The sequence below is a fragment of the Chryseobacterium gambrini genome, assembly GCF_900156825.1.
GTDB lineage: Bacteria > Bacteroidota > Bacteroidia > Flavobacteriales > Weeksellaceae > Chryseobacterium > Chryseobacterium gambrini.
Window position 1 is genome coordinate 86,503 of the sequence record NZ_FTOV01000014.1, and the last position, 16,194, is coordinate 102,696.

The 16,194-nt window shown below is 32.3% G+C and carries 15 protein-coding genes; all 15 read right to left on the reverse strand.

The window, feature by feature from the left end; all coding sequences use genetic code 11:
- Positions 1–54: 54 nt before the first annotated feature.
- The 15 genes from BW951_RS18935 to BW951_RS19005 all read right to left on the reverse strand — a co-directional run bounded on the left by BW951_RS18935 (position 55) and on the right by BW951_RS19005 (position 15,887).
- Complete coding sequence (locus BW951_RS18935) at positions 55–960, reverse strand: glycosyltransferase family 2 protein (protein WP_076395640.1); 906 nt, start codon at positions 958–960, stop codon at positions 55–57.
- A 1-nt stretch (position 961) separates the two neighbouring features.
- Entirely contained in the window at positions 962–1,618 is a 657-nt protein-coding gene (locus BW951_RS18940) for a CatB-related O-acetyltransferase (protein WP_084196488.1), read from the reverse strand.
- A 19-nt stretch (positions 1,619–1,637) separates the two neighbouring features.
- Positions 1,638–2,933 carry a flippase gene (locus BW951_RS18945; protein ID WP_076395642.1) on the reverse strand — a complete coding sequence of 432 codons (1,296 nt, stop codon included), beginning with the start codon at positions 2,931–2,933 and terminating at the stop codon, positions 1,638–1,640.
- Between the two features lie 95 nt (positions 2,934–3,028).
- A complete protein-coding gene (locus BW951_RS18950; RefSeq protein WP_076395674.1) occupies positions 3,029–4,330 on the reverse strand; it encodes a nucleotide sugar dehydrogenase in 1,302 nt (433 codons plus the stop codon).
- Positions 4,317–6,701: a GumC family protein gene (locus tag BW951_RS18955; protein ID WP_076395644.1), complete on the reverse strand. Its 2,385-nt coding sequence runs from the start codon at positions 6,699–6,701 to the stop codon at positions 4,317–4,319. The genes BW951_RS18950 and BW951_RS18955 overlap by 14 nt, the downstream gene beginning before the upstream one ends.
- Before the next feature lie 2 nt (positions 6,702–6,703).
- Positions 6,704–7,525: a polysaccharide biosynthesis/export family protein gene (locus BW951_RS18960; RefSeq protein ID WP_228408134.1), complete on the reverse strand. Its 822-nt coding sequence runs from the start codon at positions 7,523–7,525 to the stop codon at positions 6,704–6,706.
- A 36-nt stretch (positions 7,526–7,561) separates the two neighbouring features.
- Complete coding sequence (locus tag BW951_RS18965) at positions 7,562–9,487, reverse strand: polysaccharide biosynthesis protein (RefSeq protein WP_076395648.1); 1,926 nt, start codon at positions 9,485–9,487, stop codon at positions 7,562–7,564.
- A gap of 114 nt (positions 9,488–9,601) precedes the next feature.
- Positions 9,602–10,732 carry a DegT/DnrJ/EryC1/StrS family aminotransferase gene (locus BW951_RS18970; RefSeq protein ID WP_228427570.1) on the reverse strand — a complete coding sequence of 377 codons (1,131 nt, stop codon included), beginning with the start codon at positions 10,730–10,732 and terminating at the stop codon, positions 9,602–9,604.
- A gap of 19 nt (positions 10,733–10,751) precedes the next feature.
- Entirely contained in the window at positions 10,752–11,216 is a 465-nt protein-coding gene (locus tag BW951_RS18975) for a regulatory protein RecX (RefSeq protein WP_175608848.1), read from the reverse strand.
- A gap of 62 nt (positions 11,217–11,278) precedes the next feature.
- Positions 11,279–12,544: a serine hydroxymethyltransferase gene (glyA, locus tag BW951_RS18980; protein ID WP_076395652.1), complete on the reverse strand. Its 1,266-nt coding sequence runs from the start codon at positions 12,542–12,544 to the stop codon at positions 11,279–11,281.
- 107 nt (positions 12,545–12,651) lie between these two features.
- Positions 12,652–13,674 carry an ACR3 family arsenite efflux transporter gene (gene arsB, locus BW951_RS18985; RefSeq protein ID WP_076395654.1) on the reverse strand — a complete coding sequence of 341 codons (1,023 nt, stop codon included), beginning with the start codon at positions 13,672–13,674 and terminating at the stop codon, positions 12,652–12,654.
- Complete coding sequence (locus tag BW951_RS18990) at positions 13,671–14,285, reverse strand: arsenate-mycothiol transferase ArsC (protein WP_076395656.1); 615 nt, start codon at positions 14,283–14,285, stop codon at positions 13,671–13,673. Before BW951_RS18990 ends, arsB begins: the two co-directional genes overlap by 4 nt.
- 14 nt (positions 14,286–14,299) lie before the next feature.
- Complete coding sequence (locus BW951_RS18995; RefSeq protein WP_076395658.1) at positions 14,300–14,770, reverse strand: DUF6428 family protein; 471 nt, start codon at positions 14,768–14,770, stop codon at positions 14,300–14,302.
- An 84-nt stretch (positions 14,771–14,854) separates the two neighbouring features.
- Entirely contained in the window at positions 14,855–15,181 is a 327-nt protein-coding gene (locus BW951_RS19000) for an ArsR/SmtB family transcription factor (RefSeq protein WP_076395660.1), read from the reverse strand.
- 139 nt (positions 15,182–15,320) lie between these two features.
- A complete protein-coding gene (locus tag BW951_RS19005; protein WP_076395662.1) occupies positions 15,321–15,887 on the reverse strand; it encodes a hypothetical protein in 567 nt (188 codons plus the stop codon).
- Between the last annotated feature and the right edge of the window lie 307 nt (positions 15,888–16,194).

The window sequence follows — 16,194 nt, forward strand, 5'->3', positions numbered from 1 at the left end:
TAAAATTTGTTTTACTTAATTTGAATTTTATCACTTTAGGTTTGTAAAAATTTATTAATATTTACTATTGGCAGCACGCTTATTGGAAAAATAAGATTTTATATTTTCTTTTATAAAGATCATATTTTCATGCGTGGTATAATTTGAATTAAATAATCTTAGCAAATTAAAAAACATATCTACAAAGACATACAGAATATAGCTGCTGAAATTTCTTCTAAAATACAAATTTTTGCTTCTTTGTACTATAACTCTTTTTGAATTGGCAATTACCTTATTAAAACTAGCACCTTCTAAATGTATAATCGAAGTATTATTGTAAATATAATTTTTATATTTACGTTTTGAAATTCTTTTTTGCATATCCGTCTCTTCGAAATACATAAAAAAGAGAGGACTAAAGCCGGAAACCGAGTCAAAAACAGTCTTTCTTAGCAACATATCGGCTCCTGTAACTTTTTCAATCATCTGGTATTCTTTGCTCTCATCAATAATAAATTCAGCATTTTTAAATTTGAAATATGAAGAAAACATTAAAAGATATTCGCTGAACGGTGTCGGAAAATATCCACCGGAATGTGCTACATCGTGTCTCGCATCAATCAATTTACAGCCTAAGACTCCGATGTTTAATTTATTCTCATTTTCGTAAAAGAAATCACACATTTTTTTAATGGAATTTTCAATTAAGATAGTATCTGAATTTAATAAAAAAAGAAGTTCTCCTTTAGCTTTTTCTGCTCCCAGATTATTGGCTCTGCCAAATCCCAAATTCTCATTAGAATAGATATAATGAATTCCATTCCTCTTTTCAAAATATTCTTTTGAGCCATCTGAAGATGCATTATCTACTAAGATAATTTCATATTCTACGTCCTTTGCTTGAGATATAATGGATGCTATACAATTCTCCGTTATATCTTTCGTATTATAATTTACAATGATTATAGAGACTTGCATATCAATTTTTACTCTTTATTTTTTCTAAAACTTCTTGGTCTATCTTTTTATAAAAAGTATCCATATTCTGTTTAATAAAATCTATATTAAAGTCTATTAAGTTGACATTCATTCTAGACTCTATTAGTTCTTCAGGAATTCTCCATTTAATAAATTTTGCAGGATTTCCACCTACAATTGAAAAAGGTGACACATTTTTAGTGACAACACTTCCTGCAGCAACTATTGCTCCTTTTCCGATTGTAACTCCAGACATTACAATTACATTTGTGCCGATCCAAACTTCATCTTCTACCACTATTTCGCCTCTGGTAGTGGCATCCTGCAAAGGGCTTAATTTTTCAAAAAAAGTTTTCAACGGAAAGGTAGTAAATGTGTCTATCTGATGATTTCCTCCTAGAATGAAACATACATTGGAAGCAATACTTACAAAATTTCCAATTAATAATTTTTCATTTGGATTTTCAAAAGACTGAGCATTTATACTTCCATAAGAATATTTGCCAACTTTTATTTTATTTAAATCTGATATATTTTTACCCAAAGAGGTATAATTATTTTTGTTATTTAATCTCCACTGGACAGATTTGATTTGAAATGATATCCAATTAAAAAAATCAATTCTTAACTTATTAATTAACTTAAGCAATATTATCATATTTGTTGATTTAATTATATTATTTCTTTAGATTAGAAAAAATACCTTTAAGTGAAAAATATTTCAAATCTATTATCTTAATATTTTTTAGCTGTAACAGTAAAAACATAACGATGGTAATAATTAATTCAATTATTAAAAAACTCCAGGCTGTACCAATATAACCGTATTTTTTGCTTAAAATATAATTGATTGTTAAGCCAACGACAGCTCCAAATGCTGTAATTCTAAAAAAAAGATTGTCTAATCTCATATTTACCATGATCTGAACCCCCATTAAATTAGTTAAAGTCATTAAAAATGGCACAAATGAAACTATTCTAAGAGCTTCAATCGATGGAATAAATTTGGATCCATACATTAATAATATTAAATACTTTGACGTTAAAAAAAGTAAAATTGATGCAAATAATGTAATATAGATTATTAATGGAAAAAACTTTCTCACTTCTAAGATACCTGATTCTTTATTTTGAGAAAATTTATCACTAATATGCGGAAAAATAGATGTAACAATAGGTATAGTTAAAACCATTAGCACTAAATTCATGAAATTTTGTGCAATTGTAATATAACCAATTTCAGTTTTAGAAGCAAAAAAGCCTAATACAATAACATTGGTACCTGAATATAACGTTATTACAAAATTTGACAAAAAAATCATTTTTTCTTTCCATATAAGCTGAAATATATCTTTTATAGGTTGTAATTTTAACTTTATATTAAAATTTTTAAATACAAACCAAAATAAAAATATACTACAAAGAATTGATAAAACTGTGCTTACAACAGAAACATAAATATAATCTTCAGCCTTTTTTATCAATATAAAAATTAGGATAGTATTTAGTAATCCTTTAATAAAACTAACTACAGAAATTATTTTTAAATTTTGAAATCCTTGATATATAAATTGGGGAGTTAATACATTTCCAATTAAGCTTCCGAAAATAATTAAGGATAAATAAAAATTTTCATGAATTTTTTCAAGGTATATAGAGGAAATTAATAAAATAAAAAAAGAAATTATAAATAAAAAAAATCTTGATATAATTACTTGTGAAAAAATTGTAGATACTAATTCTTTATCATGCAAATGACCAACGATTCTTCTCGTAGCAGTCATATCAAATCCATAAGCAATCAATATATTGAAATACGCTACAAAAAGTGTAATATAATTTATTATACCATAACCATCAGGTCCAATTATCCTTGAAATATAAGGTACCGTAATAAGTGGAAATATATAATTGACAGCCTGTATGATTCCCAAAGATGCTACATTTCTGACTATTTTTTTTCGATAAAACATGTTTAATTATCTTTAGAAATATTATTGTGGTATAAGATTAAAGTATCAACAAATTATTTTAAGTATAAAAAACTATTAAGATATTGGTAAGTCTTCTATAACCTTGCATCAACAGAATTTCTATCTAAAAATGCTTTCACATCAAATAACACAGAATTATCAGCTTTTAATGTAGCGATATCGAGCATTTTAAATTCGTTATGTGAAACTGCTAAAACAACAACCTCATATTTCTTATCTTTAATAATATTTTCAAGAGTTTCTATATTATATTCAGATTTCACTTCCTCTTTATCCGCCCAAGGATCATAAATATCTACATTAAGACCATATTGTTTAAGCTCGGAATAGATGTTTACAACTTTCGTATTTCTGATATCCGGACAATTTTCTTTAAAGGTAATTCCTAAAATTAATGCATTTGCATTTTTAATCTGAATACCTTTCCGGATCATCAGTTTTACAACTTTTCCGGCAATAAATTCAGGCATCATATCATTTACTCTTCTGCCGCTTAAAATTACCTGAGGATGATAGCCAAGCTGTCCTGCTTTATGAGCTAAATAATAAGGATCTACAGAAATACAGTGTCCTCCTACTAAACCGGGACGATATTTTAAAAAATTAAATTTTGTACCGGCAGCTTCTAAAACATCATGAGTATCTATACCAATCCTGTCGAATATTAATGCTAACTCGTTTACAAAGGAAATATTTACATCCCGCTGAGCATTTTCAATTGCTTTTGAAGCTTCAGCGACCTTAATACTTGGCGCTTTATGGGTTCCTGCTTTAATTATTAGTTGATACAAATTATCTATATCTTCAGCAATTTCCGGTGTAGAACCTGAGGTAACTTTTTTAATCGTTACTAAAGTATTTATCTTATCGCCGGGAACAATTCTTTCAGGTGAGTAACCTACATAAAAATCATCATTTAGTTTTAATCCAGATTCTTTTTCTAATACCGGAATGCATTCTTCTTCCGTACATCCGGGATATACAGTAGATTCATAAATCACGATATCATCTTTCTTAAGGATTCTTCCTAACATTTCACTTGCTTTTATCAACAAGGTAAGGTCGGGAGAATTAAATCGATCTATCGGTGTAGGAACGGTTACGATATACACATTTGCCTCGGAGATTTCATCAAGAGAATATGATGGAACATATCCTTTTTTAAAATTGGTTTCAGAAGCTGTTTGCAAAAGTTCTTTAATTTCCTGAGAATCGGCTTCTAACGTATGGTCTTCACCATTTTTCAGTTCTTCAATTCTAAGCTTATTAATATCAAATCCATAAACAGGTAAGTGTTTTGAAAATTCTAAAGCTAATGGAAGCCCGACATAACCCTGACCGATTACGGCAATTTTATAATTTTTATTTGTTTTCATCATTTTTAGTAAAAATACTTTTTACCTTATCAAAAAAGCTTCTGTCATCTGTTGCCGTATATCCGTATCCATATTTATTTCCATAAGCAAAGTACTCTTTGTTTACATCATTTAATATAAAAGCAACATTTTTTATTTTGTGTCCTTCTATCTGTTTGTTGGCAAAATCGATTAGAGATTTTTCAGTATGTCTTGATCTTGTTACATATAGTGTTACATCTGCCATATTTGCAATTAACAATGTATCTGTAACGAGCATTAACGGAGCCGTATCAATAATAATATAATCATAAGTTCCCTGAAGGTCTGCAAGAAGGTCTTCATATCTGCCATTAGACAATAATTCTGTCGGGTTTGGAGGAATACTTCCTGAGAAGATTACATCCAGATAAGGATTAAAAGCACTCTGGTGTACAATATCTTCTACAGAAACCTGATCATCATATAAAAACTCGGTAAGTCCTGCTAAACCTTTTCTTGCCGTATTATATCTTTGTAACTGAGGATTTCTTATATCCGAACCGATGATAATGATCTTCTTTTTAGGAGTTGCCATCGTTAAAGCAAGATTTACAGAAACGTGTGTTTTTCCTTCTCCCTTTACCGTAGAAGTTACAAATACAGTTCTCCCTTTTTTGATATTTTTAGGAAACATGAAGTTCATGTTGGTAATTAAGATTCTGAAAGACTCTGCCATAGGAGACAGATCATTCATCTTAACCAATTCTTCCTGACCTCTTTCCATACTAGGAATTTCTCCAATGATTGGTTTTCTGTTCGTTAATTTTTCAAGATCATGTTTCGTTTTTACCTTATCATTGAATAACTGTTGAAGATAAATAATAGCAATTGGAATCAAAAAGCCTATTAAAAATCCGGAAAGTAAAATTACCATTCCTCTAGGCGCAACTTTCATTCCTACAAAAGCTTTATCAACAACTCTTGCTTTAGGGGCAGTAACTGCCATGGATATAGCAGTTTCTTCTCTTTTTTGTAATAAAAGAAGATATAGTGATTCTTTTATCTGCTGTTGCCTTTCAATGCTTCTGAAAAGTTTCTCCTGAACCGGAACTTTAGAAATTTTACCAGAAATACTATTTTGTTCGGATGACAAACCATTTTTAGCTAACTGAAGACCTGTCTTATTTTTCTGTAAACTCTGAATAACAGAAGTTCTGATATTATTGATCTGCTTTGTAATATCAACAACAAGCGGGTTTTCCGGTGTAGCACTTTGGAGAAGTTTGTTTCTTTCTAAAACTAACTGATTATACGAAGAAATATTTGTCGTTGCACTAGGATTGTTTAATCCTAAATTACTTGGTAACGTCTGATAAGAATTCTGGTTACCCACGTATCCCAACAAAGCATCGGTCAGTTCAAGCTGTGCATTAATTTCCAACTCTTTACTTTTAGCTTCCGCATTTGTCTGCAGCCCTAATTTCACTTCAGTTTCTAAGTCAGATATCTGATTACTTTGCTTGAATCTTTCTTTCTGATTTTCTACATCACCTAGATCCTTCCCGATTTGCTCTATCCTTTCAGCAATAAATTTAGCGGTATTTCTAAACTCTGTATTTTTATCTTCAATTGCATCCTGATTATAAACCTGAACCAATTTATTGATAATTGTTTTGGCTTTATCCACCTCTGCATAATTCATAGCAAGTTTAATAACTGTTGCATCTTTATTTACCAATGCCACATTTAAAGCAGCCTGATAAGCATCAGTTCTGTCATCAATCGTAGAAATATCTAATATAACATCATTTAATTTTTTATCAGATTTATAATTCTCATTTTTTAAAATCATTATATTAGCATAAGGCAAACTAATAACTTTGTTGAAGGTGGTATTAATTGCAGGTATGCCTTCCGAAGAAAGTTTTAACTGATTTCCATTTATCTTTAAATTTACTACTCTTGAAATTTTACTTTTTACATCTTTTTCCTGTACAATTCTAACTCTTACAGGAGATGTCTCTCCATAAATTTCATGTTTTAAATCTCCATTATAAATATTTGTTTCAAGACCTAAAGTCTTTACCACTTCACGTACAAGTTTTTTAGACTTGAAAATTTCCATTTCATTTTCAACTCCATTACTCCCTATTTTACCGATACCAGAAATATCTCTTAAGGCAGCAAAATCCTGTGTTCCAACATTATTTGATTTAGAATCTTTAATAAGTACTGTAGAGGCAACTTCAAAAATAGGAACTTGTCTTTTGAGATATAGATATGCAAGAGTTACCGATACTATAACACTACCAATAAGCCACATCCAACGTTTCAAATAAGGCTGAATTATATCTCTTACATTCAGTTCAGTTTCAATTTCTGTTGAGTGAATATTTTGTTGTTCCATCATTTTTATTTCTTAAATAGACCTACCACAACTGCGATAGCTGTTACACCGATAGAAATTGCAGATAAAATGAGAGGTGTATTTGGATTTTGTTTGGAGATTACATCTTTTGTGTTGTTAGCAGATACAATGATAGCATCCCCTTGCTTGAGATTATAGTAAGGAGAATTAATAAGATTAGCATCCTGCACATTTACTCTTCCATGAGTAATTTGTCCATTTTCTGTTCTTATTATCAGAATGTCATCTCTTCTTCCATAGGTAGTGAGATCTCCAGCCATTGCTAAGGCATTTAGAATAGTTGCCTGTCCGTTAGTCACAATATAATCGCCCTGTCTGTTTACTTCTCCTAAGATTGAAATTTTAAAGTTAGTAAGTCTTACAGAAATTGTAGGATCAATAACAAATTCTTTCATTCTGTTTCTTAGTTCATCCTTTAACTGAACTAAAGTTTTATTCGTAGTACTGAGCTTTCCTAAAATTGGAAAATCTATTTCTCCATTTGAATCAACAATATAAGTGGGGCCCGTAACATTTGCTGATCCTTGTCCCGGTGTATTTCCACCGGCAAATGTATTATTCTGAACAAATTCTGAGGATGAGAAATTTTGATTAAATGGTTTAACAACATCTAAATCTTTAGCCGTAATAAGAATAACAAGCTGATCTCCCGGTTGAATTGTATTTTGAGAATTTTTAGCAGAAGCTTCTATTGCAACATTTTCTATATTCTGCATATAATTCAGATCGTTGTGTGCGTTGGGATTGGTTTTGCACGAAACTAATGTAACTGCCAGTAATACAGCCAGTATTTTACCTTTCATCATATTTTAAAATTGTACAAATATACATTTATTATTTTTCTATTTATCCAGTATTTCGTAAATAGAATTGTTACTTCTAAATTCCGGAACAATGGTTTTCAAAATTCTTACAACCTCTACTTTATCTCTTTTGACAGCAGCTCTTGTAACGAGATTTATCATGGATTCAATTTCTGAAAATGCCATGCTCGGATCTTTTGAGATCATAATCTTTTCATTGTGTGTAGGCAAGGTTTTTGCATCATCACTCAAAAGTTCTTCATATAATTTTTCTCCGGGTCTTAAACCTGTATAAATAATTTTAATATCTATATTAGGCTCAAATCCGGATAATTTTATCATTCTTCTTGCAAGATCCAAAATTTTCACAGGCTCTCCCATGTCAAAAACGAAAATTTCACCGCCATGTCCCATTGTTCCGGCTTGAAGAACAAGCTCGCAAGCCTCAGGAATCGTCATAAAATACCTTACAATGTCAGGATGCGTAATCGTAACAGGACCACCTGCTTCAATTTGCTTTTTAAAATAAGGGATTACCGATCCGTTAGATCCTAAAACATTTCCGAACCTTGTTGTAATAAATTTGGTTTTGTTTCCTTCCACATTCTGCAAAGACTGAACAAATAATTCCGCAGCTCTTTTAGAAGCACCCATCACATTCGTAGGATTTACAGCTTTATCTGTTGATACCATTACGAACCTGTTCACGTTATATTTACTGGAAAGCGTTGCAATGATCCTTGAACCTAATACATTCACTATAATTCCTTCGTGTGGATTTTCCTCAACCAAAGGCACATGTTTATACGCCGCAGCATGATAAACCATAGAAAAATTATAGGTTTGAAACAATGGTTCTATTCTATGCTTATTGGAAACATCAGCCAATACAAATTTAAAAGTGATATGAGGAAATTTCTCTCTCATTTCAAGCTCAATATCATACAGAGGTGTTTCAGCCTGATCTAATACAACGATAAGAGAAGGATTAAATTGTGCAACCTGTCTAACAATTTCACTACCGATAGAACCTGCACCGCCGGTTACTAAAATTGTCTTGTTAAAATGTCTGCTTCTTACATCTTCACTTTCAATTTTAATAGGTTTTCTGTTTAATAAATCTTCAATCTGAAGATTTCTGATAGAACCGCCAAGATCACTGTCTCTAAGTTTCTGAACAGAAGGGGCTTTAAAGATGTTAAAATCTTTTTCCAGAAATAAATTTACCCAGGAATTCATTTCATCTTTAGACATCATTTCTTTTATAATGATCACTCCGTCTACTAAAAGCTCTTCTTTCGAATGTTTTTCAATTTTTTCTTTTGAAAGAATTGGTTTTCCTAATAACGATGCTCTTTTAGAATCTGTTCTCTGGGTTAAAAAGCCCACGACATGATAAGGAAGACTCGGATTATCCAGAATAGCTCTCGCGATGGCAATAGATTGTTCATCGATTCCTAAAACAAGAATTCTCTTCTTAAGTGTACTTCTTCTATATTCTCTTACGATATGAAAAAATTCTTTCACATATAATCTGAAAAGAAACAATCCCATAAACGAGATGATGAAATACAATATCAGATAGGGTGTTAAAATAAATTTTCCGCCGGTGAACCAAAAATAAAAGATATTGATTGTAGCTACCGTAACCATTGTACAGAAGCATGAAGTCAAAAGTTTAAACAGATCCGTGAAAGTAGAATGCCTTATAATTCCTGCATATGTTTTAAAAACATACATAAATAAAGCATTTATAACAATGATCGATAAAAATACAAGACTTTTATCATCATAGATAAATTCACGCTGGGTAATTTTTTCTATAATATAGGTAGATAAAAATAACGATACTACCAGAATAATAATATCAATTATTAATATTATCCATCTGGGCAAATATCTTACATCAGAGAGACTGACAACATTATCTCCTCCAAAAATTTTCTTTCTAAGAGAATCGTACATTGTCTATACTTGTGTTCATATAATTTAAAATTAAAGTTGGGTAAAAAAGCAACCCCATTTATCTTCGCGTAAAATTACAATAAAATTTCATCGATTTTTGAATTAATAACAAATTTAATTTCTATAATTATATAATGTTCTGGTAATTCTTTCTTTACACTTTTCTGTTATGTTACTTCCAGAAGGAAGGCAAAGACCTCTATCAAAAAAAGCGCCAGAAATATTATTTCCAAAAAAAATATAATCTTTGTATAACGACTGTAAATGCATTGGCTTCCACAAGTATCTGGTTTCTATGTTATTCTCTGAAAATATATTCCGTAAATTTTCTTTATTCCAGTGTAAACCATCAATTAAAATCACATTTAACCAATAATTTGAATAAAACTTTTCAGAAGGCTCAGAAAATAAATTCAGATCATCAAAACGATTAAATAATTCTTGATAGAAAATATGATTTTTTCTTCTTGACTGGATCCTCTCTTCAAGAACCTCCATCTGTCCCCTTCCTATTCCTGCATGTATATTGCTGATCCGATAATTATAGCCTACTTCAGAATGACTGTAAAAATCCTTATTTTCCTTTGCCTGTGTTGCAAGATAAAGAGCTCTGTCTTTAGCCGATTTATTCTTTGAAATAAGAATGCCTCCTCCAGAAGTCGTAATAATTTTATTTCCATTGAAACTTATAATAGATAGGTCACCAAAAGTTCCACATGCCTGATTGTTATATTTACTCCCTAAAGCTTCTGCACTATCTTCGATGAGGGGAATATCGTATTTTTTTGAAATTTCCAGAACTTCATCCACCATAAAGGGCATTCCATAAAGACTTACTGCAACAATTGCCTTGGGCTTTTTTCCTTTCTGCAAACAATATTTTACAGCATCTTCCAATGCATTAGGGCAAATATTCAATGTGGAAGGTTCACTATCTACAAGAACGGGGATCGCTTTTAAATACAAAACAGGATTTACCGATGCCACAAAAGTAAAGGACTGGCAGATTACAAAATCTCCCTGCTCTACATTTAACAGTCGTAAAGCTAAATGAATGGCAGCAGTTCCGGATGAAAGAGCGGTTACAAAAGAATTTTCACCCAAATATTCTTCGAGATTCTTCTCAAAAACATCGATATTATTTCCAAACTGAGAAATCCAGTTGGTATCGAATGCTTCATGTATATACTTCAGCTCCGTCCCTCCCATATGCGGCGGTGAAAGCCAGATTCGTTCTTCTTTCAAAATAAAACAATTTTATCATTTATGCATTTCCAAAATTATCAATTATTTTCTCATATTCAAAGCCTCTGCTTATTAAATATTTGATTGTTTTTGCTTTTCTTTGATATTCCTTCAATCCACTCTGCTTATCATAGTAATCCTGATAAATTTTACGGATCGTTTTTTCATAATCATCCTCATGAATTTCATCAAAACATATACTGATTAATTTATCGGAAATCTGTTTTTGTTTCAGATGAATTTTAATTTTCGTCTTTCCCCAGTGTTTGATGTAAAACTTACCCCTGATGTAGCTTCGCGCAAACCGTTCTTCATTCAGATAGTTTTCTTTCATCAGATAAAGCATAATTTCTTCCTTCGCTTCATCAATTAAAAGAAATTCTCTCATTTTCTGCTCAACTTCTGCATGACAGCGATCCTGATACACACAATAGTTTACCAGTTTCAGTTTAATCTCATCAAAAGTGAAAGACTTCTTCTCCATATATTTTTTACACAAAAAAGAATGAGCAAAAGCCCATTCTTTATTATTTATTTCTTTGAAAATTAATAGTTGAATAAAGCTTTACCTTCCATTAATTCATTTACTTTTTTTCTTACCGAAGAAATTACTTCTTCATTTTTGATATTGTCTACCACATCCGAAATCAATCCCGCAATGGTATCCATATCATTTTCTTTCAATCCTCTTGTAGTGATCGCTGCAGTACCCAATCTGATTCCTGAAGTGGTGAATGGTGATTTATCATCAAAAGGAACCATATTTTTGTTACAGGTAATGTCTGCAAGAACCAAAGCTTTCTCTGTTTCCTTACCGTTTACATTTTTATTTCTAAGATCTACCAACATTAAGTGGTTGTCTGTTCCACCGCTTACAATATCAAACCCTCTGTCGATCATTGCTTTTGCCAAAGCCTGTGCATTAGCCTGAACTTGCTTTGCGTATGTTAAGAACTGATCGTCCAAAGCTTCTCCGAAAGCAACTGCTTTACCCGCAATAACGTGTTCCAGCGGACCTCCCTGAATTCCCGGGAAAACAGCTCCGTCCAGAACCTGACTCATCATCTTAGTTTCTCCTTTTGGCGTTTTATGACCATACGTATTTTCAAAATCTTTCCCCATCATGATCATCCCTCCTCTTGGTCCTCTCAACGTTTTATGAGTGGTTGTGGTTACCACATGACAGTGTTCAAAAGGATTATTTAAAAGACCTTTTGCCACCAAACCGGCAGGATGAGCAATATCTGCCCAAAGTGTAGCTCCGATTTCGTCTGCAACTTCTCTGAATTTTGCATAATCCAGATCTCTTGAATATGCAGAGAAACCGGCAATAAGCATTTTAGGTTTTTCTCTTAAAGCCACTTCTCTCATCTGATCGTAATCAATAAGACCTGTTTCTTTCTGAACTCCGTAAGAAACCACATCATACTGAATTCCTGAGAAATTAACCGAAGAACCGTGCGTAAGGTGACCTCCCATGGAAAGATCCATCCCCATTATTTTATCTCCGGGTTTTAAAACTGCCAAGTAAACTGCCGCATTCGCCTGAGATCCGGAATGGGGCTGAACATTTGCATACTCTACACCGAAAAGCTCTTTAGCTCTGCTGATTGCAAGAGTTTCAACCTCGTCTACGACTTCACAACCTCCGTAATATCTTTTTCCGGGATATCCTTCAGCATATTTATTAGTCAATACGCTTCCCATAGCTTTCATTACATTATCAGAAACAAAGTTTTCCGATGCAATCATCTCAATGCCATGAGTTTGTCTTTGTCTTTCTTTTTCAATCAGGTCGAAAATAATGTCCATTTTACTTTTAGTTTTAGAAATTTTTCATGCCAAAAGTACGAAATTTTCACCGAGATTTCAGCATCCGGAATAATGATTTTAAAACTGATTTTTAACTACAGATTACTCTATTTTTGTTTTAAATATAAACTTGCCTTCACCAGAAGAATAAGAACGGGAACTTCTACCAAAGGACCGATAACTCCTACAAAAGCCTGTGCAGAATGAATTCCGAAAACAGCAATACTGACCGCGATAGCCAGTTCGAAATTATTTCCGGTAGCTGTAAAAGCAATTGCAACATTCTTATCATAAGGAACTTTCATCATTTTATTCATCAAAAAACTGATAAAAAACATAATAATAAAGTAAAAAATCAGCGGAACTGCCACTTTCACCACATCCATCGGAAGTTCCAGAATCTGATCTCCTTTAAGACTGAACATCAGCACAATCGTAAATAATAAAGCATACAAAGTAATCGGAGAAATTGTCGGAATAAATTTCCTGTTGTACCAGTCTTTTCCTTTAAATGTTATAAGAAGATAGCGAGATAAAAATCCGGCCAGAAACGGAATTCCAAGATAGATCAGTACACTTTCCGTGACTTCACGCATTGGCACGGAAATACTGAAATTTCCAAGACCTAATTTCTCAGGAAGCACATTAATGAAAAGCCACGCAAAAAAACTGTAGGAAAAAATCTGAAAAACACTGTTCAATGCCACCAAAAGAGCAGCATATTCGCGATTTCCCCTTGCGAGATCGTTCCAGACAATTACCATGGCAATACATCTTGCCAAACCAATCAGGATAAGACCGATCATGTAATCCGGTTCGTTTTTAAGAAAAATTACTGCCAGAACAAACATTAAAACAGGTCCCACAATCCAGTTTAAAAACAGAGAAACTGAGATTACTTTTTTATCTTTAAAAGCCTGTGGAAGGAGACTGTAATCTACTTTTGCCAAAGGAGGATACATCATGAGAATTAATCCGACAGCCAAAGGAATATTTGTAGTTCCCGAAGAAACAGATTGCGTAACTCGGGAAATTTCAGGAAAAAAGTAACCCAAAGAAACGCCGACAATCATTGCCAGAAAGATCCAGAGCGTTAAATATCTATCTAAAAACTTTAATTTAGGATTCATCTACAATCTATTTGAGAAAATACATAAAACATTTCTGAAGCAATCTCCAGACTTCTTTTTTCATAAACCTCAGTTTGTTGGGGAGTGTTATCCGAAACTTTAGGATCTTCGAAAGTAAGCGGAACTCTTTTTTCGGCTCCGAGAATAAACGGGCAGCCTTCATCGGCAGAAGAACAGGTCATTACAGCGGCAAAACTACGTTCAGGATTAAACGGATCATCGTATTTTTTGGAAAAACCAATCAAAGGCAATGTATTTTCATCAAATTTTATGGCATATACAGGATTTTTAGTTTCACTTAATTTCCAGACCTCAAAACCTGCATCAGATAAAGTTTCTGCAATTTTCGGAAACAGTTCGGTAACTTCCGTTCCTCCCGAATAACATTGTACATTCGGAATTTCATAATAATGTGCTGCAACCTGTGCCCAAATCTGCGACAAATGGCTTCTGCGCGAATTGTGTGTACAGATAAAATTGAGGCGCACCTCTTTATTCTCTCCCGTTTTTTGCTGAATATAGTCCGTGAGACTTTTTAAAACCACCTTTCGCTCTTCGCTGATTTTTTGCTGAAGAACTTTTTCTAGGTAAACAGATAATTTCGGATTCATACAGTTACTTTAAATTAACAGCATCCCGAGTTCGGAGCGCATTGAGATGTTTTATGGCCAAGCTCTTTCAGACTTAATTTTTCCTTTTCCTGCGGAATTCCACATGAATCCTGCGCAAGACAGGCAGTCTTTTTATTTTTAAGGATAAAATGTTTTCCATTAAATTCAAGGTCATACTTACCAATCGTTGTATCCTGATATTCCACTTCAATCTCTAAATCTTTAATGCCCAGTTTCTCTTCCGAAAGCTGAATAATATGAAGAAGTTTCCCCGGCTTCAGACGATGCTCATCATCTTCTGCATTCCAAAGCTGAAAATTAACTTTTTCTTCTTTTCTGATGGTTCCACCACAATCGATAAAATTTTTGCTTACCATCCCTATTTCTGTTACATGAAAATGTTCCGGTACAAAAGTTCCGTTTTCCAACTGAAATTCAACATTATCCAACGTTGGAAGGATATTTTTGATCTGTTCAAGGGTCATATTTTTCTTTTTAATTGTTTAAAAAATTATAATTAATCATATATTACAATATCGCAATATTACGATAATTGAAGACAAAAAAATTTAACAGCACTTTTGCTTTTTAACAGTAGAAATTACTTTTGAAAAAAATACATTCAGTACCTCAAATGCATTCTCATCAATACAGTAACAGATAGAATTTCCTTCAATATTTCCTTTGATGAGTCCGGCATTTTTTAATTCCTTCAGATGTTGGGAAACTGTAGGCTGTGCCAAAGGAAGCTCATTGACAATATCTCCGCAGATGCACTCATTTACCTTCAGCAAATATTCAATGATAGCGATTCTCGCAGGATGCCCTAAAGCTTTTGCAATGGTAGCAATTCTGTTTTGTTCATCTGTAAAAAAATCTGTTTTTGTAGCTCCCATATTTAAACTATATCGCAATATTACGATAAATAATTTTCATTGACAATATTTTTAAAAAAAATTTTAAAAATCTGAGAAGAATTATTAATTGTAAGAGACTTATTTGGCATTCAGAAATTCATACGGATTTGTAATGAAATCAACGAAAGTCAAATCCATAACGAAGAATTTCATCTTGTAATCGAATTATTTTTTGAGACCAATAAATGACTCTTTCCATCTTATCAGAAAAATCCTCTTCAAATGAATTTTGATAAACACTCTGATAATTCTTATACATTTCCAACCTATCGATTAAATATTCTTCATAATCTTTTAGATTTTGCGGAATATAACCTGGCCCTTCACAACCACAAGAATGGAAAACTTTCCCGATCCTGTAAAGACTTTCAACAATTTTCCATTCTTTAGCAGCGCTTTTCTTTGGTGCTTTAAAATCCAGTCCTAAATCTGCCATCAAACTTGAACATTCAGGACATTTTATCTCACGGTTTTCTATTTCTGAAATTACTTTTTCTAACTGATCTTGCTCTTTTTTTACAAAAATTGGTGAGACATTTCGAATATTGACCCTGCTAATCTTATGAAAATTTTTATCTTTTCTGATCCTTTCTAAAATATCAGAAGAATGAGTCTGCTTAAAAGATTTTCTACATCTGAAACATACAAAATGAGATTTATATGTTTTTCCTGCGTATCTGCACATATACACTGGTTTAATTCTAATTCAAATATATTGCTAGTTAGCCAAATCAACAAGTAACACCATATAAAAATATATACGCTTTATAACAACTTGTTTTCTCAAACGCAGATCATGTTTTCAGGAGCTTTATCCCGCTATCCACTCTTACTGGCTCAGGCTCAAAAGTTGGGGGGAATGTTAAGTAGTTTTATCTTTGCCTAATGCTAAGCGATCAAGAACTTCTTAAATTGTTACTTCCTGAATTTTTAGTTGAACACTTTGATATCCTCAAAGCAGAAACTCATGATGCAGAACTTCATCTTTATTT

Coding starts and splice junctions, on each gene's coding strand:
- BW951_RS18940 (WP_084196488.1), bottom strand. CDS start 1,618: ATGATAATATTGCTTAAGTTAATTAATAAGTTAAGAATTGATTTTTTT.
- BW951_RS18935 (WP_076395640.1), bottom strand. CDS start 960: ATGCAAGTCTCTATAATCATTGTAAATTATAATACGAAAGATATAACG.
- BW951_RS18965 (WP_076395648.1), bottom strand. CDS start 9,487: ATGTACGATTCTCTTAGAAAGAAAATTTTTGGAGGAGATAATGTTGTC.
- BW951_RS18945 (WP_076395642.1), bottom strand. CDS start 2,933: ATGTTTTATCGAAAAAAAATAGTCAGAAATGTAGCATCTTTGGGAATC.
- BW951_RS18995 (WP_076395658.1), bottom strand. CDS start 14,770: ATGACCCTTGAACAGATCAAAAATATCCTTCCAACGTTGGATAATGTT.
- BW951_RS18990 (WP_076395656.1), bottom strand. CDS start 14,285: ATGAATCCGAAATTATCTGTTTACCTAGAAAAAGTTCTTCAGCAAAAA.
- BW951_RS18975 (WP_175608848.1), bottom strand. CDS start 11,216: ATGGAGAAGAAGTCTTTCACTTTTGATGAGATTAAACTGAAACTGGTA.
- glyA (WP_076395652.1), bottom strand. CDS start 12,544: ATGGACATTATTTTCGACCTGATTGAAAAAGAAAGACAAAGACAAACT.
- BW951_RS18960 (WP_228408134.1), bottom strand. CDS start 7,525: ATGATGAAAGGTAAAATACTGGCTGTATTACTGGCAGTTACATTAGTT.
- BW951_RS18950 (WP_076395674.1), bottom strand. CDS start 4,330: ATGAAAACAAATAAAAATTATAAAATTGCCGTAATCGGTCAGGGTTAT.
- BW951_RS18955 (WP_076395644.1), bottom strand. CDS start 6,701: ATGATGGAACAACAAAATATTCACTCAACAGAAATTGAAACTGAACTG.
- arsB (WP_076395654.1), bottom strand. CDS start 13,674: ATGAATCCTAAATTAAAGTTTTTAGATAGATATTTAACGCTCTGGATC.
- BW951_RS19000 (WP_076395660.1), bottom strand. CDS start 15,181: ATGGGAGCTACAAAAACAGATTTTTTTACAGATGAACAAAACAGAATT.
- BW951_RS19005 (WP_076395662.1), bottom strand. CDS start 15,887: ATGTGCAGATACGCAGGAAAAACATATAAATCTCATTTTGTATGTTTC.